The 19,905-nt window shown below is 66.4% G+C and carries 13 protein-coding genes and 2 tRNA genes; 10 read left to right on the top strand and 5 right to left on the bottom strand.

Features of this window, described 5'->3' with window-relative positions; all coding sequences use genetic code 11:
• Nucleotides 1-619: RecB family exonuclease (locus ACU18_RS18235; protein ID WP_197273623.1), on the top strand; the 619-nt coding region annotated here is incomplete at its 5' end.
• Nucleotides 620-642: 23 nt separating this feature from the next.
• Here the strand turns inward: ACU18_RS18235 and ACU18_RS18230 are convergent.
• On the bottom strand, nt 643-1,971 hold the full coding sequence (locus ACU18_RS18230; RefSeq protein ID WP_050687892.1) for a macrolide 2'-phosphotransferase: 1,329 nt from the start codon (nt 1,969-1,971) through the stop codon (nt 643-645).
• Between the two features lie 143 nt (nt 1,972-2,114).
• Here ACU18_RS18230 and nudC point away from each other — a divergent pair, with 143 nt between their 5' ends.
• Genes nudC through ACU18_RS18215 form a run of 3 tightly spaced genes read left to right on the top strand, consistent with a single transcriptional unit; the run spans nt 2,115 to nt 5,971 of the window.
• Nucleotides 2,115-3,137 (top strand): NAD(+) diphosphatase, encoded by a 1,023-nt coding sequence (gene nudC / locus ACU18_RS18225; protein ID WP_050687891.1) that lies wholly within the window; start codon nt 2,115-2,117, stop codon nt 3,135-3,137.
• A gap of 51 nt (nt 3,138-3,188) precedes the next feature.
• Entirely contained in the window at nt 3,189-5,324 is a 2,136-nt protein-coding gene (locus ACU18_RS18220) for an ATP-dependent DNA helicase UvrD2 (protein ID WP_050687890.1), read from the top strand.
• Nucleotides 5,321-5,971 (top strand): M48 family metallopeptidase, encoded by a 651-nt coding sequence (locus ACU18_RS18215; protein WP_050687889.1) that lies wholly within the window; start codon nt 5,321-5,323, stop codon nt 5,969-5,971. Before ACU18_RS18220 ends, ACU18_RS18215 begins: the two co-directional genes overlap by 4 nt.
• 75 nt (nt 5,972-6,046) lie before the next feature.
• Here ACU18_RS18215 and ACU18_RS18210 read toward each other — a convergent pair whose 3' ends face one another.
• Complete coding sequence (locus ACU18_RS18210; protein ID WP_050687888.1) at nt 6,047-7,447, bottom strand: zinc-dependent metalloprotease; 1,401 nt, start codon at nt 7,445-7,447, stop codon at nt 6,047-6,049.
• 136 nt (nt 7,448-7,583) lie between these two features.
• Here ACU18_RS18210 and ACU18_RS18205 point away from each other — a divergent pair, with 136 nt between their 5' ends.
• The 5 genes from ACU18_RS18205 to ACU18_RS18185 all read left to right on the top strand — a co-directional run bounded on the left by ACU18_RS18205 (nt 7,584) and on the right by ACU18_RS18185 (nt 13,395).
• Nucleotides 7,584-8,768, top strand: coding sequence for a YlbL family protein (locus tag ACU18_RS18205; protein WP_442853725.1), 1,185 nt, complete (start codon nt 7,584-7,586; stop codon nt 8,766-8,768).
• 164 nt (nt 8,769-8,932) lie between these two features.
• Nucleotides 8,933-11,932: a UPF0182 family membrane protein gene (locus ACU18_RS18200; protein WP_050687886.1), complete on the top strand. Its 3,000-nt coding sequence runs from the start codon at nt 8,933-8,935 to the stop codon at nt 11,930-11,932.
• A gap of 124 nt (nt 11,933-12,056) precedes the next feature.
• A tRNA-Met gene (locus ACU18_RS18195) sits at nt 12,057-12,130 on the top strand.
• Nucleotides 12,131-12,244: 114 nt separating this feature from the next.
• Nucleotides 12,245-12,321 (top strand) — tRNA-Met (locus tag ACU18_RS18190).
• Between the two features lie 141 nt (nt 12,322-12,462).
• Nucleotides 12,463-13,395 carry a cytochrome b/b6 domain-containing protein gene (locus ACU18_RS18185; protein ID WP_050687885.1) on the top strand — a complete coding sequence of 311 codons (933 nt, stop codon included), beginning with the start codon at nt 12,463-12,465 and terminating at the stop codon, nt 13,393-13,395.
• Between the two features lie 42 nt (nt 13,396-13,437).
• On the opposite strand, the gene ACU18_RS18180 is transcribed toward ACU18_RS18185, so the two are convergent.
• The 3 genes from ACU18_RS18180 to ACU18_RS18170 form a co-directional block, all read right to left on the bottom strand.
• Nucleotides 13,438-14,865: a cryptochrome/photolyase family protein gene (locus ACU18_RS18180; RefSeq protein ID WP_050687884.1), complete on the bottom strand. Its 1,428-nt coding sequence runs from the start codon at nt 14,863-14,865 to the stop codon at nt 13,438-13,440.
• Between the two features lie 88 nt (nt 14,866-14,953).
• Nucleotides 14,954-15,742 (bottom strand): PspA/IM30 family protein, encoded by a 789-nt coding sequence (locus ACU18_RS18175; protein ID WP_050687883.1) that lies wholly within the window; start codon nt 15,740-15,742, stop codon nt 14,954-14,956.
• A 112-nt stretch (nt 15,743-15,854) separates the two neighbouring features.
• Nucleotides 15,855-17,906, bottom strand: a complete 2,052-nt coding sequence (locus ACU18_RS18170; protein WP_197273622.1) for a TPM domain-containing protein — start codon at nt 17,904-17,906, stop codon at nt 15,855-15,857.
• A 288-nt stretch (nt 17,907-18,194) separates the two neighbouring features.
• Here ACU18_RS18170 and ACU18_RS18165 point away from each other — a divergent pair, with 288 nt between their 5' ends.
• Nucleotides 18,195-19,760 (top strand): S1C family serine protease, encoded by a 1,566-nt coding sequence (locus ACU18_RS18165; RefSeq protein WP_050687881.1) that lies wholly within the window; start codon nt 18,195-18,197, stop codon nt 19,758-19,760.
• Nucleotides 19,761-19,905 lie beyond the last annotated feature (145 nt).

The raw sequence follows: 19,905 nt of genomic DNA, 5'->3' as shown, positions 1-19,905 counted from the left end.
AGAGACAGCCCATGGCCAGGACGTGCACCTGCCCAGCCACATCTCGGCGTCAACGCTGGTGGACCTCGGCGAGGACCCATCGGCAGTCCTGTCCCGGCTCCGCCGCCCTGTGCCCCGCGAACCGGGCATGTCGGCCCGCAAGGGCACGGCGTTCCACGCCTGGGTGGAGGACTACTTCGGCACCACCGGGATGCTGGACCTGGGGGAGGCCCCCGGCGCGGACGACCACATCGACGCCGCCTACGATCTCGACGCCATGGTGGCCACGTTCAAGGCTTCTCCTTGGGCGGAAAGGTCGCCGGCATTTGTGGAGGTGCCGGTGGAGACCCGGGTAGGGGACGTGGTGGTCCGTGGCCGGATTGATGCCGTCTTCCAGGACGCTGACGGGCGCTGGGACCTGGTGGACTGGAAAACCGGCAGGCGTCCATCAGGTGCCCACCTGCGGGCCAGGGCCGTGCAGCTGGCCGTCTACCGGCTGGCCTGGGCCCGATTGAAGGGTGTCCCGCTGGATGACGTGCGCGCGGCCTTCTTCTACGTGGCTGACAACAACGTGGTGCGGCCCCATGACCTGGCAACGGCAAGGGAACTCGAGGAACTGGTCCAGGCCGCCCTGGCCTAATCAGGGGTGCGCCCGGGGCCCGCTCAGCTGCCGGACTTGGCCGGGCCCTGCCCGGAGGGTTCCGGTTCAGCCTGCTTGGCCTCAACGATCGAGATGGCGGCGGTGGAGGTATCCTCCCCGGTTTCGCCGGGTGAAGTATCCGCTGCGGGCGCCGCGGAGTCCGCAGGAGCCGGGGCCGCCTCAACCGGAGTCTCAGGAACCGGAGTCACAGGAACCGGAGCCACCGGGATCGGCGCCACGTGGACGGCCGGCTGCACGGCTACCGGTACCGGTGTCACGGTAACGGCTTTCCCGGCCGCGGCATGGCCGCCGTCGTCCGTTGCCACGGCATTTCCAGCGACGGCGGCGGGCGGCTCCCCAGGTCCGGCCGGCGAAGCCCCGGCGTCCTGGGCGGCGCTGCCGGAGGCGGGCTGCGGCTCCACGCTGATGGGCTGCCCGCCGTATTCGGCGATATCGCTGGCCAGGGTCTCGAGCATGGATTCGGCCTCGGCCACCATGGCGGTGTCGCCCGCGGCGATGCCCTTGACCAGGTACTGGGCCAGGGCGAACTCGGCGGAAAGGGCCGCCCGGCGGAGCAGGTGCTGGTCAGGGGTGTCCCGCCGTCCGGCTGTGTAGCCGGCCAGGACCGCGGCCACGAAGTCCTGTTCGTTGGAGGCCACCAGCCAGGCAAAGTCGTCGGCAGGGTCGCCGATCCGGAGGTCGGTCCAACCGGTGACGGCGGTGACGCGGGGACCCTCCACCAGCAGGTTGTCCTCGTGCAGGTCACCATGGACCACGCAGGGGTTGAAACGCCACAGGGACACGTCCTCCATGGCGTGTTCCCAGCGGCGGAGCAATGCCGACGGGATCTTGCCCGTGGTGGCGGCCTGGTCCAGCTCGTTGAGCCGGCGCTGGCGGAACTCGTTGGGGGTGTAACTGGGCAGGTCGGCGTTGCTGACCAGCGCGCGGGGCAGGTCGTGGATGGCCGCGAGGGCGGCACCAACTTCCCGGGCCAGGCTGTCCGGCCCGGCGGTGAGGTCTTCAATGCTGCGGTTGTTGCCCGCCAGATGTGAGTAGACAAACGTGGTGAGCGTGCCAAGCCTGACGCTGCCGGCCACCGTGGGCATCAGGAATGGCAGCTCGGCGCGGATGCCGGGGGCGAAGGCGCGCAACACCAGGAACTCGGTTTCCAGCCGGGCGCTTGCTTCGGCATGCCGGGGTGACCGGACCCGCCAGCGCTTGCCCTCGGAATCCAGGAGGAGGGCCGAGTCGAAGTCCGCGGGATCGTCCGGGGCTGCGCTGACGGCCGTGGGGGTCAGCCCGGGGACTGCCGCGGTTGCAATGGCGGCCAGTTCAATCGGTTTTCTTCTCACCGTTCAACGGTAGATTGCCCGCCCGCCCGCGGGCCCATCCGGCGGCGGCGAGTCTTGAGATATGTGGAAATAGTGCGGTCCGCTGGTCCACAGCCGGGCCTCTGGAAATGTCAATTGTCAGTCCCAGTCAGTACGGTGGACCTATGAGCCACGCTGAGTCTGTAATGCCGCTCCACCGGGAGGTGCCGGCGCAGCTGCCGGCCAACCACCTGACGGACGCCCTTCTCCCGGTCCGGCCTGCCCTGGTGGACCGTGGCTCGGTGGGACGGGTCAGGCGCGGCATGGTGGCGGACCTGCTGGCAGGCTCCGGGACGATGGCTGTTGTCCTGTCCCGGCGGCAGGGCCTGATCCACGGCGACGGCCTGTACATGGCCGGGGCCAGGGAGCTCCACGAAGCCCTCGCAGCTGCCGGCCAGGGCCCGGAACTGGTGGTTTACCTGGGCGCTGCCCTTCCGGGCGGGGAGCTTGCCGAAGGCACCGAACTGCTGCTCTTTGTCCTGTCCGAACCTGCAGCGCCCGGCACGGCAGGGATCCCCGAGGACGCCGCCTGGGCCGGTTTCCGTGACGTCGCAGCGGGCCTGAGCAGCCTGCACACAGCCTTGTTTGTCGAAGCCAGCGCCATCACCAACTGGCACGCCCTGCACACGCACTGCCCGCGGTGCGGCACGCCCACAGAGGTCGAAGCCGGCGGCTGGGTCCGGCGGTGCCCTTCGGACCAATCCGAACACTATCCGCGGACGGACCCCGCCATCATCGTGACCGTGGTTGGCCCGGACGGCCGGGTGCTGCTGGGCGGCGGGGGTCCTGCGGAAGCCAAAAACTATTCCACCCTGGCCGGCTTTGTGGAGCCCGGCGAGTCCCTCGAGCAGGCAGTGGTCCGCGAGATCCACGAGGAAGTCGGCGTCCGGGTGGCAGCCTGCCAGTACCTCGGGTCGCAGTCGTGGCCGTTTCCTGCCTCCCTTATGCTTGGATTCACCGCCATCACTGAAGACACCGAGGCAACGCCCGACGGCGTTGAGGTCACCAGGGCGCGCTGGTTCAGCCGAGAAGAACTCCAGGCAGCCGTGCTCGCTGGTGAGATCACCATCTCCAGCAGGCTTTCCATCGCCAGGTCCCTGATCGAACACTGGTACGGCGGACGCATCCAGGACCTCACCGGTTCCTGAGGCCAACCATCCACCGGATTCATCCGGCAGTCGAGACTAAGAACAGCAGAAGTGACTACAGAGAATTTTGACGGCACAGCCTCCCTCGAGGACCGCATCCTTGGCGGCCTGGACGCCGAACAGCGTGAGGTGGCCAGTACCCTCAACGGTCCGCTGTGCGTGCTGGCCGGCGCCGGAACCGGAAAGACCCGCGCCATCACCCACCGCATCGCCTACGGCGTGCACTCAGGCGTCTACTCGCCGCAGCGGCTTCTGGCCGTCACCTTCACCGCGAGGGCTGCCGCGGAAATGCGCAGCCGGCTGCGGGACCTCGGCGCCGGCAATGTCCAGGCCCGCACTTTCCACGCAGCCGCGTTGCGCCAGCTCCAGTTCTTCTGGCCCCAGGCCGTGGGTGGCACCTTGCCCAACCTCCTGGACCATAAAGCCCAGATGCTCGCGGAGGCTGCACGGCGCCTTCGGCTGAGTACTGACAGGGCCTCCATCCGCGACCTTGCCTCGGAAATCGAATGGGCAAAAGTGTCAATGCTCACCCCGGCGAACTACCTGGAGAACGCCCAGGACCGTGGCGCGCCGGGTGGCTTCGACCTGACCGCCGTCGCCCGTGTTTTCCAGTCCTACGAGGACGTGAAAACGGACCGGAACGTCATCGACTTCGAGGATGTCCTGCTCATCACGGTGGGCATCCTGCAGGAGGACGAAAAGGTCGCCGCCACCGTCCGTGAGCAGTACCGGCACTTTGTGGTGGACGAATACCAGGACGTTTCCCCGCTCCAGCAGCGGCTCCTGGAGCTGTGGCTGGGCGGCCGGGACGAGCTTTGTGTGGTGGGTGACGCCAGCCAGACCATCTACTCCTTCACCGGCGCATCGCCGAAGCACCTGCTCGATTTCAAGGCGCGCTATCCGGAAGCCAACGTGGTCAAGCTCATCCGCGACTACCGTTCCACCCCGCAGGTGGTGAAGCTGGCCAACGACCTCCTGGCCGGACGGCGCAGCGGCGGTCCGGTCGCTGACGCCGCTTGGGCGTCGCCGCTGCAGCTTGTGGCGCAGCGGCCCGCGGGCCCGGTCCCCGAGTTCACCGAGTGCTCGGACGACGAAGCCGAGGCCGCCACCGTGGCCCGGAAGATCAAGGCACTGCTCGACGACGGCACCCAGGCCAGCCAGGTGGCTGTCCTTTTCCGAACCAACGGACAGTCCGAAGCCTACGAGCAGGCGCTGGCAGCGGCCGGAATCGGCTACCAGCTGCGCGGCGGCGAACGGTTTTTCGCGCGCAAGGAAGTCCGGGACGCCATCCTGCAGCTGCGGGCAGCCACGCGGGCCGTGGCCGAGGATGACTCGGCGGGCACGCTGGGCCAGGTGGTCCGCGATATCGTGGCCTCCCTCGGCTACACCGAATCAGCTCCCCACAGCGGCGGCGCCCTGCGGGAACGCTGGGAATCCCTGGCAGCGCTGGTGGCGCTGGCCGATGAGCTGCGCGAAGTCCGCGGGCCGGAGTTCAGCCTCGCTGATTTCGTCAACGAACTGCAGGAACGTTCACTTGCCCAGCACGCGCCCACCGTGCAGGGCGTTACCCTGGCCTCCCTGCACGCCGCCAAGGGTTTGGAATGGGACGCCGTCTTCCTGGTGGGGCTCAGTGAAGGCCTGATGCCCATCTCGTTCGCAGATTCACCCGAAGCAGTGGACGAGGAACGGCGCCTCCTCTACGTGGGCATCACGCGGGCCCGCGAGCACCTGTCCCTGTCCTGGTCAACGGCCAGGACACCGGGCGGGCGCGCCAACCGCAAACCGTCGCGGTTTATGGATGGGCTCCGGCCCAACTCGGTGGCCACCTCCAGCCTGCGGGGCAAAGGCCCGGCGCCACGCCGGAAGGCAGCGGCCCCGGCCATGTGCCGGGTTTGCGGCACCATGCTGGGCACCGGCGCGGAACGGAAAGTGGGGCGCTGCAATTCGTGCCCGCCCACCTACGAGGAACAGACCTTCGACGCCTTGCGGAATTGGCGCCGCGACGTGGCGCAGTCGGCGGACGTCCCGGCGTTTGTTGTCTTCACGGATGCAACGCTGACGGCCATCGCCGAGGCCCGGCCTGAATCGTTGGAGGAACTCGCGGAACTCGCCGGAGTGGGGCCCACCAAGCTGGAACGCTACGGCGAGGACGTCCTGCGGGTCCTCATCGAAAGTACCGAACTGTGACAGAGCCGGCAGTCGTTGCGGCGCCGGTCCTTGGCCGGCGGGCGGCAGCCCCGTTGACCACCGCTGATGGTGCCCCCGTGGAGATCCGGCGGTCGGCACGGCGCACCCGCACCGTGGCGGCGTTCTGGGAGAACGGCACGGCGGTAGTGGCCATCCCGGCCCGCTTCACCAAGGCCCAGGAAGCGGAGTGGGCCCACCGGATGCTGGCCAAGCTGCAGCGCCAGGGGGAGCGGCGGACGGCCGCCGGCAGGAAACGTCCCGCTTCCGACGCAGCCCTCGCGGCCCACGCGGCGCAGCTCTCCGGGCAGTACCTCGGCGGACGCGCAGTACCGACGTCGGTGCGCTGGGTCAGCAACCAGAACTCACGCTGGGGTTCGGCGACGCCTGCCCAGGGCTCCATCCGCCTGTCGGACAAGCTCCGGCCCATGCCGCAGTGGGTTATCGACTACGTCCTGCTGCATGAACTGGCCCACCTCCTGGTGGCCAGCCACAATGCCGCTTTCTGGCAACTGCTCACGGCATACCCGGAGACACAACGGGCCAAGGCGTTCCTCGAAGGCGTCTCGTTTGCCACCGGCCGGGGCCTGCCGGAGAGCGGATCCGAGGCCGGCGCGGAACCGCACGGGTGGCCGGCTGACGCCGACTGATTTTTCCGCCGCAACGCCTGATTGACGCGACGGATGCCGAAGGCCCGGCACTGGCGTGCCGGGCCTTCGCGGCGGTTACCCTTTCGGCTGGGGCTCCCCGCTGTCGTCGTCGTCGGTTTTCTCCGGGGCGTCATCGAAGCCACCGCTCAACAGCTTCTGCAGCGCGTCGTCCACTTCGCTGTCGCTGGCTTCCGCGAGTTTCCGGCGGGCGCTGAAGCCTTGAGGATCATCCAGGTCCTCTGACGTGGGCAGCAGGTCAGGGTGGTGCCAGATGGCGTCCCGGCCTTCGATGCCGCGTTCGTCCTTGAGGCTGGCCCACAGGGTGGCGGCGTCACGCAGGCGGCGCGGGCGCAGTTCAAGACCCACCAGCGAGGCGAAGGCATGCTCGGCGGGTCCGCCGGTGGCGCGGCGCCTGCGGACCGTTTCGCGGAGAGCACCCGCCGAGGGCAGGACCTTTTCCGTGGCGGCCGCGGTGAGCTCGTCCACCCACCCTTCCACCAGGGCCAGGGCCGTTTCGAGTTTTTCCAGGGCCTGGTCCTGGGCGGGAGTGCGCTGCGGCATAAACACGCCCTGGGACAGGGCTTCCTGGATGCCTTCGGGATTGCTCGGATCCAGGTCCCGTGCCAGTTCCTCGATGCGGGACGTGTCGATATGGATGCCCCTGGCGTACGCCTCGATGGCGCTGAGCAGATGGCCCCGCAGCCACGGCACCTGGACGAAGAGTCGTGCGTGCGCAGCTTCCCGGACGGCCAGGAACAGCCGGATATCGTTGGCCGGCAGGGAAAGGCCCTCGCCGAAAGCCGCCACATTCGCCGGCAGCAGGGCCATCTCCAGGTCGGCCAGCGGCACGCCGATGTCGGTGGAACTGACCACGTCCGCCGACAGGGCGCCGATGGCCTGCCCCAGCTGCATGCCGAAGATCGCTCCGCCCATGTTTTGCAGCATGGAGGACGCTCCGCCCATCATGGACTTCATCTCTTCGGGCATCTGCTCGGTCATGGCTGCGGACAGCGCGTTGGCAATGCTGTTCGCCACCGGTTCGGTGAGCCGTTTCCACGTTCCCAGGGTGGCCTCCACCCACTCCGCACGGGACCACGCACGGCCAATCAGGCCCGTGGCAGGAAGGTCGGTGACCGGGTCCAGCCAGAGCTCGGCCAGGCGCAGTGCCTCGTCCACTTCCTTCGACTGCTGGGAGGTGACGGACGGGTCTGCGCCGGTGGCGGCCACGCGTCGGGCGTTTTCGTGGGCCAGCTGCCAGTTGACGGGTCCCTCGGACGGTGCACTCATCATGGCCTGGACCTGGGAGAACATCTGGGCCAGGAGGTTGGGGTCGTCCGGCAGGCCGGCAGCTTTGGCCAGCTCGGCGGGGTCGAAGTTTTCCATCCCCTTGCCGCCCATCAGGTTCTGCAGCATTTCGGTCAACGGATCCTTCGGCGTCTCGTCGCCGTTGGAGGAGTTGAGTGGATTGGAGGTCATGATCCCGCCGATCGTCGGTGTGACTGTTGATCAACCTTCACGGTACCCCGGTGGTGCACGGCTGTCTGCCGCCCCGCGGCGCCGTTCGCTGTAGGCAAAGAGCTGTCAACGGCCAGCACCGCGTAATGTTGGTCCGGTGACTACGACCCGTGGCGGACTCCCGCCAGAGGACCATGCCTCCGGGCTGACCCCGCCGCCCGCCACGCCTGAGGCAGCCGGCGGCTGGCCTGCCGAAGGCTTCCCGCCGGATGCCCCTACCGGGCCTACGCCCCGGGACCATAAGGTCTCGGCCATGATGCTCGCCGGCGTGTCCGCGCTGGGACTGGGGATCGCCGTCGCCACCATTCCCGTTCCCTACGTGGTGGAATCACCCGGCCCCACCTACAACACCCTGGGACAGAGCCAGGGCCACCCCGTCATCAGTGTGACCGGCAGGGAAACATTCCCCGCGGCCGGAAACCTGGACCTGACCACCGTCTACGTGGACGGCGGCCCCAACGGGCCGGTCAGCATCCTGGGAGCCTTTTCCGCCTGGCTGGACCGCTCCAAAGCCGTCTACCCCCAGGAACTGCTGTACCCAACGGGTACCTCCAAGGAGGAAGCCCAGGAACAAAGCACTGTGGCAATGACCACCTCGCAGGAAAACGCCATCGCCTCAGCACTGACCGAACTGGGCATCCCCTACGGCCAGCAGCTCCAGGCCGTAGACCTCTCCACCGGGGCCGCCGCGGAAGGCAAGATCCAGCCCTCTGATGTCCTTGTCTCCATCAACGGCAAGGACATCACGTCCCTCGCCGTCATCCAGGAGGACCTCGCGGCAGGCAAGGGTGCCCCCGTGGACGTAGTGGTGGAACGCGACGGGCAGCAGGTCACCCAGACCATCACTCCCAAGGACAACGGCGAGGGCAGGTTCGTCCTGGGTGTGGTGCTCAAGGCACTCTTCACCTTTCCCTTCGACGTCCAGATCTCCCTGGACAAAGTGGGCGGCCCCAGTGCCGGAATGATGTTTGCCTTGGGAATCATCGATACCGTGACGCCCGGTGACCTCACCGGCGGCAAGCACGTGGCCGGAACCGGAACCATCTCACCGGACGGTGCAGTGGGACCCATCGGCGGCATCGGACAGAAACTCATCGGCGCACGGGCCGCCGGAGCCACTGTATTCCTCGCGCCCGCAGGCAACTGCGACGAAGTGGTGGGGCACATCCCCGACGGCCTGCAGGTGGTCCGGGTGGAGAATCTCGCCGGTGCGCGTGCCGCCGTCGAACTGGCCGGCAGCGGCCAGGACACGTCCGGCTTGCCAGCGTGCACAAACAACTAGACTGGGCGCATCTGTCCTCGACAGGAACTAAGCAATACCGCCACTCGTGGCAATTATGACGGACTGATCCAGCGGTTTGGCCGGGACCTGACGTCACTCGCACGCACGCTCGTAAATCTGACGACCAGCTATGAGGTACCAGTTTGTCCCGTCCTGCCAGCACCATGCCCACCGGTAGACCCCCTTCAAGACGCGGCGCACTGACGCCCACCCTGATCGTTGTTGCCCTGGTGGTTGTGGGCTTCATTTTCTTTGCCAATGTCTGGACTGACGTCCTTTGGTACCGCCAACTGGGGTTCTTGGAAGTCTTCCTCACCGAGAACCTGTCACGGATCGGCATCTTCCTGGCCGGCTTTGCACTGATGTTCGCCGGGGTTTTCTTCGCCATCCGCATCGCCTACCGGTCCCGGCCGGTGTACGCCCCGGACTCCGAAGTCAGGGACAACCTCAACAGGTACCAGGCCCAGCTGGAACCCGTCCGTCGCGTCGTCATGATCGGCCTGCCTGTCCTCTTCGCGCTTTTCGCCGGCAGTGCCGCAGCCAGCCAGTGGCAGAAAGTCCTGCTGTTCTTCAACCAGGAGCCGTTCGGCAAGACTGATCCCCAATTCGGCATGGACATCAGCTTCTACCTGATGGTCCTGCCGTTCCTGGGCTTCGTGGTGGGCTTCCTGATCAGTGTTGTGGTCATCGCCGGCATTGCGGGCATCCTGACCCACTACCTGTACGGCAGTATCCGCCTGATGGAACGCGGTGTGTTCACCAGCCGCGCAGCCCAGATCCACATCGCCGTCACCGGTGCCGCCTTCCTGGTCCTCCTGGGCGTCAACTTCTTCCTGGACCGGTTCTCCGCCGTGCAGAGCAACGGCGGACGCTGGGCCGGTGCGCTGTACACCGACGTCAACGCCGTCATCCCCACCAAGGCGATCCTCGCCGTCGCGGCCGTCCTGGTTGCCATCCTCTTTGTGGTGTCCGCGGTGATCGGCCGCTGGCGGCTGCCGGTGATCGGCACGGCCATGCTGGTCATCACATCCATCCTGGCCGGCGGCGTCTACCCGTGGGTCATCCAGCAGTTCCAGGTCCGCCCGTCCGAGGAGACCCTGGAAAAGCCGTACATCCAGCGGAACATCGACAACACCCGGGCCGCCTACGGCCTGGATGCGATCCAGGTGGACCGGTATGACGCCACGAACACGGCGAGCACCGGCGCCCTCGCCCCGGACGCCCAGACCACGGCAAACATCCGGTTGCTGGACCCGAACCTGATTTCGGACGCGTTCTCACAGCTGGAGCAGTACCGCCCGTACTACCAGTTCCCCGAGGCGCTGAACGTTGACCGGTACGAGGTTGACGGCAAGATCCAGGACACCGTGATCGCGGTGCGTGAACTGAACCCGTCGAACGTCGCCAACAATCAGCAGGGCTGGCTCAACCAGCACGTTGTGTACACGCACGGCTACGGCGTGGTTGCTGCCAAGGGCAACAAGTTCACGGTGGATGGCAAGCCCGAGTTCCTGCAGTCCGGAATCCCCTCCACGGGTGTGCTGGGCGATGACTCCACCTACGAGCCGCGCATCTACTTCGGCGAGTCCTCGCCGGACTACTCGATCGTGGGTGCCCCGGACGGAGCGCCGGCGCGTGAGCAGGACCGGCCCTCAGGCCGCGAAGGCGAAGGCGATGCGCAGTACACGTTCGAAGGCAACGGCGGTCCCAACGTGGGCAGCTTCTTCAACAAGATCCTGTACTCCATCAAGTTCCAGTCCTCCGACCTGCTTCTCTCCGACGGCGTGAACGAGGAATCACAGGTCCTTTACGACCGGAACCCCCGCGAACGCGTGGAGAAGGTCGCCCCGTACCTTACCGTCGATGGCAACGCCTACCCGGCAGTGGTGGACGGCAGGGTCAAATGGATCGTGGATGGCTACACCACCAGCCAGTACTACCCGTACTCGCAGCAGGAGCAGCTTTCCGATGCCACCACTGACACCCAGACCACGTCCGGACGCGCCGTGGCCCTGCCCAACAGCTCGGTGAACTACATCCGGAACTCGGTCAAGGCCACTGTTGACGCCTACGACGGCTCCGTCACGCTCTACGCCTGGGATGACCAGGACCCGCTGCTGAAGGCCTGGCAGAAAGTGTTCCCCACCTCGCTCAAGCCGTTCTCCGAAATGTCGGGCGATGTTATGAGCCACGTCCGCTACCCGGAGGACCTGTTCAAGGTCCAGCGCCAGCTCCTGGGCGAGTACCACGTGACGGACCCGTCCACCTTCTACCAGACCAAGGACGTCTGGAGCGTACCGGCGGACCCCACAGTGGATTCGACCAGCGGCGTCAAGCAGCCGCCGTTCTACATGTCACTGCAGATGCCTGACCAGAAGGAACCCGCGTTCCAGCTGACGTCCTCGTTCATACCGCAGATCGTCAACGGCAATGCCCGCAACGTGCTGTACGGCTTCCTTGCAGCGGATTCCGACGCTGGGAACGAGGCCGGGGTGAAGGCTGACAGCTACGGCCAGCTGCGGCTGCTCCAGATCCCGCCGGAGACCCAGGTCCCCGGCCCTGGACAGGCCCAGAACAAGTTCAACTCGGATCCCACGGTCTCCCAGGCGTTGAACCTGCTGCGCCAGGGTGCTTCGGAAGTCCTCAACGGCAACCTGCTCACCCTTCCGGTGGGCGGCGGCATCCTGTACGTCCAGCCCGTCTACCTGAAATCCACTGGTGAGACGTCGTACCCCACACTGCAGCGCGTGCTGGTGGCGTTCGGTGACAAGGTGGGCTTCGCGCCCACCCTGGATGAGGCGCTGAAGCAGCTCTTCGGTGGCGACTCCGGTGCTGCGGCCGGCGACTCGGACAACAACGGCCAGACGCCCGTGGACCCGGCAGCGCCGACCACACCGGGGAACGCCGACGCCAAGGCCGAGCTCAAGGCGGCCCTGGACGAGGCCAACTCCGCCATCCAGGCCGGTCAGGCCGCACTGGCAGCGGGAGACTTCGCAGCCTACGGCGAGGCGCAGAAGCGCATCTCTGCAGCACTGCAGAAAGCCCTCGACGCCGAGGCCAAGGTGCCGGCCAGTGCAGCACCGGAGGCCACGCCGGCTCCGGATGCCTCGGCTGAACCCTCGGCCTCGCCGTCCGCTTCGCCCTCGGCGTCCGCCGGAAATTAGGCAGTAAAGGCATTGCAATGGCGGCGTCCGCTCCTCTACGGGGCGGGCGCCGCCGCTGCGAGACGCACATCACGCCCTCCCGATTTGGCCCCACGTTCACCTCCCGGTAAAGTAGATCTTGCGACGCGGGGTGGAGCAGTTCGGTAGCTCGCTGGGCTCATAACCCAGAGGTCACAGGTTCAAATCCTGTCCCCGCAACTGACGGAAAGTCCGGACACATAGTGTCCGGACTTTCCTGTTTAACAACCAGGTGCAGCCTGGCGGGACAGTGGTCCGGAGGGTCGGAAAAGTAGGGTAGTGTTGATCAAGCGACGCGGGGTGGAGCAGTTCGGTAGCTCGCTGGGCTCATAACCCAGAGGTCACAGGTTCAAATCCTGTCCCCGCAACCATATGAAGAAGACCCCGATCGGCTGACCAGCCGGCCGGGGTCTTCTTTTTCCGTGATGACCGGCACTTCCTAGTATTCTCATTCGCAGGGCCTTCCACGCGGTGGAAATCCGGCCGGTCATTCTCGAAAGGAATGTTGCTCGATGTCCACACCCACGAAGAAGCCAGGCACCGCCGCAGGAAAGCGGTCCAGGATCTATTGGGGCGTCCCCGCGGCGCTTGTGGTACTGGTGCTGCTGGTACTGGCAGCACGGTGGCTCATCGGGCTGCCTGCGGTCGCATCCTTCGTGGCGGACTATCCCGGCCATTCCGAACTTCCGGCCGCTGCGCCGGAAGGTTTTCCGGCGTGGCTGGCGTGGCAGCATTTCCTCAACGGCTTTTTCCTGCTGCTGATCATCCGCACCGGCTGGCAGGTGCGCACCACCACCCGGCCCAGCGGCCACTGGACCAGGAACAACAAGGGTCTGATCAAGACGCGGAATGCGCCCACCAAGATCACCCTGGAGTTGTGGTTCCACCTGACGCTCGACGCCCTGTGGATCCTCAACGGTGTGGTCTTCGCCGTCCTGCTCTTCGCCACCGGACAGTGGATGCGGATCGTGCCCACCAGCTGGGACGTTTTCCCCAACGCGCTGTCCGCCGCGCTGCAGTACGCCGCACTGAACTGGCCCACGGAAAACGGCTGGATCAACTACAACGCCCTGCAACTTCTGGCTTACTTCACCACAGTGTTCATTGCCGCGCCGCTGGCGTTCATCACGGGCCTGCGGATGTCTTCGGCCTGGCCCCGTAAGGCTCCCGCGCTGAACAAGGCGTTCCCCATCGAGTGGGCCCGGGCCGTGCACTTCCCCGTCATGATCTACTTTGTCGCGTTCATCGTGGTCCACGTGTTCCTGGTCCTGGCCACCGGTGCATTGCGGAACCTGAACCATATGTATGCCGTAAGCGACGGCGAGGGATGGCTTGGGTTCTGGCTGTTCCTGGTGTCCGTCGCGGTAATGGTGGCTGCGTGGTTCCTGGCCCGCCCGCTGTTCCTGCGGCCCATCGCGTCCCTTATGGGCAAAGTCAGCCGCTGAGGTCCTGCGGGCCTGAATCAGGCCCGCCCACCTGCCCGCGGCTCAGGCGTCCTTGAGCTTCTGGAAGGCCGCCAGCGCCCGTTCCCGGGACTCCGGCAGTTCCACCAGGGGTGCCGGGTAGCCGGGAGCGTCGGCGGTCCACGGCTCATGGACTGCTTTGCCTTCCACCCCGGCAAGTTCAGGGATGAACTCGCGCAGGTAGTTTCCGGCGGCGTCGAACTTCTTGCTCTGCGTGACGGGGTTGAAAATCCGGTAGTACGGTGAAGCATCCGCTCCGGAACCGGCCACCCACTGCCAGTTCGCCGGGTTGCTGGCCGCGTCGGCGTCCACCAGGGTGTCCCAGAACCACTGCTCACCAATCCGCCAGTCGGCCAGCAGGTTCTTGACCAGGAACGAGGCAGCGGCCATCCTGACCCGGTTATGCATCCAGCCGGACTGCCACAGCTGCCGCATCCCGGCGTCCACAAAGGGGTAGCCGGTGTGCCCCTGCTGCCAGGCGGCGAGCTCCTTTTTGCCCAGCGACTCCCACTCAAACCTGTCGAACTCCGGGCGGTAGTTGCGGGTGGCCAGCTCCGGGTTGGTGTAGAGCAGGTGCCAGCAGAACTCCCGCCAGCCGAGTTCGGAACGGAAGATCCCGACGTCGGCCGGTATCCGGTGCGGGAACCGGCGCCGGATCTCGCGCCAGACGCGGAACGGGCTGACCTCGCCGAAGCGGAGATGGGGCGACAACCGGCTGGTCCCTTCGGTCCCCGGGATGTTCCGGCCGGTACCGTAATCATCGGCCGGGCCGGACAGGAAGTCGGTGAGCCGCTGTGCGGCGCCGTCCTCGCCAGGCGTCCAGGTGGCTGCAAGCCCGCCGCTCCAGTCAGGGGCGTGGGGGAGCAGGTTCCAGCTGCCCAGCGCGTCGCTCGCCGGCACCCCCCGCCCGGACGCCGCCGGAGCGGGCAGTTCAGCGGGTGGGTCCAGTGGGTCCCGGACGTCGTGGGCGGCGAGGCACGCCCGCCAGAATGGTGTGTAGACCTTGTAGGGGCCACCCGCTCCGGTCCGGACCGTCCAGGGCTCGAAGAGGAGGTTCGCCTGGAAGCTGGTGGCTTCGATGCCTGCCTTCTCGGCCCAGGACTTCAGCTCGGCGTCAATGGTACGTTCCGGCAGGCCGTAGCGGCGGTTCCAGAAGAGATGACCGGCCCCGGTCTGGCTGGCCAGCGTCCGGATGATGTCGCCGGCCGGGCCGCGGCGCAGCACCAACCGTGAGCCCTTCTCCTCAAGGTGCGTGGCCAGGGCGGCCAGCGAGTGGTGCAGCCACCAGCGTGCTGCGCCGCCCAGCGGCCGGATTCCTTCCGATTCCTCGTCCAGGACGTAGACCACTGTCAGGGGCAGGCCCAGCCTGGCGGCTTCGGTCAGCGCGGGGTTGTCGTCCAGGCGGAGGTCATCACGCAGCCAGACGAGGGAGGTCTTTTCAGTTGCAGCCATCCCACCACGCTACACAAGCCGGACGCGGCTGAGGCCGGGGCTGGCAGCCCCGGCCTCTCCGGTTGGTTCAGGATGGTCGGTGCAGGGCCTACAGCTTGTCGAAGTCTGCTTCGTCGACAGTGTTGGCGGAGTGAGCGGAACCGGCAGCGCCGATGGCGGGCTTGGCGCCGCCGGACTTAAGGGCAGCCAGGCGGGCTTCGATTTCAACCTGCTCGCCGAGGTCCTCAAGCTGGTTGAACTGGGCGTCCAGGCTGGATTCCGTCAGCTCCTGCTGGCCACGGACCTTGGCTTCTTCGCGGCGGATCTTTTCCTCGAACCGGCCAACCTCGCTGGTGGGGTCCATGAAGTCGATGCTCTTGATCGCGTCGTGGACCTGGGACTGTGCCGCGGCGGTCTTGGACCGTGCCACCAGCTCGTTGCGCTTGCTGGTGAGTTCGTTCAGCTTGCCCTTCATCTGGTCCAGGCCGGTTTTGAGCTTGGCCACGACTTCCTGCTGGGACGAGATGCTGGGCTCGGCGCCCTTCGCTTCACTTTCGGCCGCCATCTGCCGCTGGAGGGCAACCTTTGCCAGGTTGTCGAACTTCTCGGCGTCGGCTGGATTCCCGCCGGAGCGGTACTCGTCGGCCTTCCGCGACGCGGCCAGGGCCTTGTTGCCCCAGTCGCGGGCGTTCTTGACGTCTTCGTTGTAGTCGTCCTCGAGCATGCGAAGGTTGCCGATGGTCTGCGCTACGGCGGACTCAGCCTCGGCGATGTTGTTGGTGTAGTCCCGGACCATCTGGTCCAGCATTTTCTGCGGATCCTCAGCGTTGTCCAGCAAGGAGTTGACGTTAGCCTTTGCCAGCTGCGCGATACGGCCGAAAATGGACTGCTTAACCATGGTGATACCTTTCGTCCTGCTCTGTGATGGCCACTGGGGTCGTGGCCAGTGGTGTACTGCCGTGCGCCGGCCGGGTCGTTCCGGCCGGCACCTCTGTTGGGTGAATGGGAGTCTAGAAGCTACCCGAGTCGCCGCCGCCGAAATCTCCGCCGCCGCCGCCAAAGTCTCCGCCGCCGAAGCCGCCGCCACCGCCGTCGCTGTGGCCGCCGCCCCAACCGCCGCCACCGCCGCCGCCGTTGAGGATGGAGTTGATCAGGATCCCGCCCAGGATGGCGCCGCCCAGGCCGCCACCCCCGCCGCCGCCACCGAACATACCGCCACGGCCGTAGCCCTGGTTGGCGTAGCCGTCGAACTGGTTGACGTCCGACTGTGCCAGCTGGGCTGCCTGCGCTGCGAGGGCGTGCGCCTGCTGGGCGTATGTCAATGCCGTGACCGGGTCGGTCCGTGAGATGGAGAGCGCGTAATCCAGGTTGCGCTGCGATTCGGCCAACCGGGTCCGGGCTTCGGTTCCAACGCCGCCGCGCCGCGCCGTGATGTAGTCGGACGTAGCACTGATCTGGGCCTGCGCCGACATGATGCTTTGCTGCAGGGAGGCCTGCGCGCGTCGAGCCTGGTCCTGCTGGTCCCGGATGCCCGTCAGTGACTGGTCAAGGGACTGGTGGGCCGTCTCAACCCGCTGCAGCGTTGCAATGGGGTCGATTTTTCCGCCCTGAATTTCGGCTTTTACCTGTGCCAGTGCAGCTTCGACAGCCGCCACCGGCCCGGCCAGCTCAGGGTGTGCACCGGACTGGATGATGGCCCGGGCCTGGGCAAGGTCCTGTGAGGTGTCCACCACGGCCGCTTCGAGGCCGTTGTGGGCGTCGTCCAGGCTGGCGGAGACCCGCGAAATGGCATCGATCAGGACATTTGTCTGGTGCAGGCTTTCCTCGGCCGCACGGACGGCTACCGCCGCCATGCTGCTTTCGCCCTCCGCCAGTTTCTGGCCGGCTGTAGCGGTGGCGTTCTGGACAAACGCCAGGCGCTCCTTGGCCTGCAGGATGTTGTCCGACACCTGGGTCAGTGCGGAGTCTGCGTATTTGGACCGCAGCAGGGTCAGCGACTGCTCGGCGCTGGCGATCTTCGCATCCGCCTCGGCTGCGCCGGCATTGACGGCTGCCACGGCCTGCGGAGCATTCTTTTCGAGCTCGCGCAGCGAATCGAAATCTGCCTTCTGTTCCTGGAGGGAGCTCAACGCGGCTTCTGAGCGCCGGATGATCTCGCCCAGCCAGGTGCGCTGCTGCTCCTCAGTGTCAGGGATGTGGTCATCGAGCTGCTGCTGGAGCTTGAAGGACTCGCTCATGTGGGCCTTGGCTTCGTCCAGGGCCTTGGTGAAGTTGCCCACGGCGTTGTCGCCGTACTGGGCCTGTGCGAACCCGAGCTCCTGCTCGCTGGTTTTAATGGCGTCGTCAGCTTCGATCAGCAGGGATCCGCTCTTGCGGCGGAGTTCCTCCACGGTGAGTCCTGCAAGCGGGTCGAGATCGGCGCCCTGCGGACCGTAATTTCCGGTCGAAGCCTGTCCTGCAGTCTTCTTGCGCCGGTTGCGCAGGTACAGGAAAGTACCGGCACCACCCGCGGCAACTACGCCTGCGCCCACGAGTACAGCGGTACCTGCGCCGTTCCCGGAGGACACAGTCCCGGATCCACCACCTGCGGCGTTGCCTATCGCTGAAGCCGTGTCGATGGCAGCCTGGGCATAGTCTTTCTTACCGCCGGCGAGATTGGCCGTGACGGCGTTCTGGGTGATGTTCCCTTGTTCGGCCCGGATGGGGCTCGAGGAATTCGTGGCGAAATTAAACTTTCCATCCACGGTAGCGATGGCCAGGATTGCATCGGCCCGGCCCATCCCCTTCTGCGTGGCAACCGCCTGGGTCCACTCGCTGGGGTTGGTCGGATTCTCGAAAGAATCCACCGTCACCACATACAGGTTGTACTTGTGGTCCTTGAGGAGATCCTGAATGGCTTTCTGGACGTCGCCTTCCCGCGACCCCAGGACCTTGGCATTGTCCACGATGTTGGTTCCCGAGGGAATCGTCACCGGATCCTCAGCCCAGGCCGCCCCGGCCGGAAGCGCCAGCAGACCGGCAAGGCCGATCACGGCGAGTGTACGTTTGATCTTTGACCGCATGTGCAACCCTTCAGCACGCCTGACACCGATTCGGGACGAATCAGTCGTCTCAGAATCCAGCAGCGCCCCCACGCTCGTGTGAAGCCGCAGGTCGCTGTGGCAATTCATCTTGATTCTATGGTGCACCGCGAAGCCCGTCCATGACGGCAAATATGCCACCAGCGAAACGGGGAACCATGGTGGAACTTCGCCGTGGCCGGAACCTTCAGCAAGCTCACAGCAAACATCCGAGCTTGATCCAGCATCGCAGTCCATAGTTAATGCAGACGAGGATTGAAAGGAAGTCCCATGACTGAGAACCAAACCCCCGGACCGGCCCCCGAGGACCCCCGCGGCAACCGCGGAAACCCGTGGCAGCAGGACTCCACGCAGTCCGGCGGAACCCCCGCGGAGGCTCGGCATGAGGACGGCGGCGCCCCCGGCCAGGACCAGACCCAGGAGATCCCCCGGAACCAGACCCAGGAGATCCCCGGCGCACCCCGCCCGGTGTACCCGCAGCACCAGCCGTTCTACGGCCAGCAGCAGCACCAGCCGAACCCGCAGTACGGCGGGCACCAGCAGCACCAAGCCAACCACTACGGCGCGCACGCGGCCGCCGGGGGAGTGGCCACGGCCCCGAACCCCAAGGACGCCCCGCGGCGCAAGGCCGCGTTCGGCGTCGGCACCCTGGTGGCCAGCATCCTGGCCGCCGGGCTGGTGGGTGGCGGTGTTGCCACTGTTGGCTCCGGCGAGCTTTTTGGCAACGGCGGCTCAACCTCCACGGCCAGCAGCAACAGCCAGCCCGGAACCGTGATCGTCAACAACCAGGAAAAGGTCAATGCCATCACCGCCGCGGCGGTGAAGGCATCACCCAGCGTGGTGACCATCAGTGCCGCCAGCGGAAGCGCCGGCGGCACGGGCTCCGGCATCGTCCTGGACGACCAGGGCCACATCCTCACCAACACCCACGTGGTCACCCTCGATGGGCAGAGCGCCAACGCCACCCTTGAGGTCCGCACCAGCGATGGCCGGGTCCTCACGGCCAAGCTCGTGGGCACCGACCCGTTGTCCGACCTTGCGGTGATCCAGGTGGATGCCGGTTCCGGCCTCACCCCGGCCACCCTGGGCGACTCGGGCAAGCTGAACGTGGGCGACACCGCCATCGCCATCGGCTCCCCCCTCGGCCTGACCGGCACGGTCACGGACGGCATCGTCTCCACCCTGAACCGGACCATCAGTGTGGCGTCCTCGGCGGCCCCTGAAGAGGGCGACACCACCCAGGGCGAAGACGGGGGCTTCCAGTTCGCGCCTCCAGGTGGCGGCCAGAGCCAGCAGACCGCGGACAAGGGCTCCATCGCCATCAATGTCATCCAGACGGACGCAGCGATCAACCCCGGCAACTCCGGCGGCGCGCTGGTGAACACCAGCGGCGAGATCATCGGTGTCAACGTGGCGATTGCGTCCGCAGGCTCTGATTCCTCCTCGACCACGGGCGGAAACATCGGTGTCGGCTTCAGTATCCCCATCAACCACGCCAAGCGCGTGGCGCAGGAGATCATCGACACGGGCAAGGCTTCCCACGGCCAGCTGGGAGTCAGCGTCAAGGCAAAGTCGGCGAGCGGGTCCACCACCAGCTCCTCCGGTTTCTCCGTCGGGGCTGACGTCGCCACCGTTGAATCCGACTCCGCCGCCGGCAAGGCCGGCATCAAGGTGGGCGACGTCATCACCAAGTTCAACGACCTCGCCATCGGCGAACCCAACCAGCTGACCGCCGCGGTCCGCGAACAGGCCGCCAACGCCAAAGTGAAAATCACGGTGCTGCGCAACGGTTCAGAACAGACGTTCGACGTCACGCTTGGTGAGGCCGCCAGCTGACCCGGCCCGGCAAACGCAGGAAACCACGACGGCGGGGTCCCCACGAAGGTGGGGGCGCCGCCGTCGTTCGTTGGGAAATTTTCCCGTAACGGCACCGGCTCCGCGTAACGCAAGAAGGAAAGCCTGTCCTTCTATATGGTTAGCT

Source organism: Arthrobacter sp. ZBG10 (assembly GCF_001238605.1).
Taxonomy (GTDB): Bacteria; Actinomycetota; Actinomycetes; order Actinomycetales; family Micrococcaceae; genus Arthrobacter.
The sequence above is the reverse complement of the archived record's forward strand: the minus strand, read 5'-3'. Positions and strand labels throughout refer to the sequence as shown.

What these genes read in the sequence shown, in the direction of transcription:
- ACU18_RS18185 (WP_050687885.1), top strand. Translation starts at nt 12,463, where the DNA reads ATGTCCACACCCACGAAGAAGCCAGGCACCGCCGCAGGAAAGCGGTCC.
- ACU18_RS18210 (WP_050687888.1), bottom strand. Translation starts at nt 7,447, where the DNA reads ATGACCTCCAATCCACTCAACTCCTCCAACGGCGACGAGACGCCGAAG.
- ACU18_RS18175 (WP_050687883.1), bottom strand. Translation starts at nt 15,742, where the DNA reads ATGGTTAAGCAGTCCATTTTCGGCCGTATCGCGCAGCTGGCAAAGGCT.
- ACU18_RS18170 (WP_197273622.1), bottom strand. Translation starts at nt 17,906, where the DNA reads ATGCGGTCAAAGATCAAACGTACACTCGCCGTGATCGGCCTTGCCGGT.
- nudC (WP_050687891.1), top strand. Translation starts at nt 2,115, where the DNA reads ATGAGCCACGCTGAGTCTGTAATGCCGCTCCACCGGGAGGTGCCGGCG.
- ACU18_RS18200 (WP_050687886.1), top strand. Translation starts at nt 8,933, where the DNA reads ATGCCCACCGGTAGACCCCCTTCAAGACGCGGCGCACTGACGCCCACC.
- ACU18_RS18180 (WP_050687884.1), bottom strand. Translation starts at nt 14,865, where the DNA reads ATGGCTGCAACTGAAAAGACCTCCCTCGTCTGGCTGCGTGATGACCTC.
- ACU18_RS18165 (WP_050687881.1), top strand. Translation starts at nt 18,195, where the DNA reads ATGACTGAGAACCAAACCCCCGGACCGGCCCCCGAGGACCCCCGCGGC.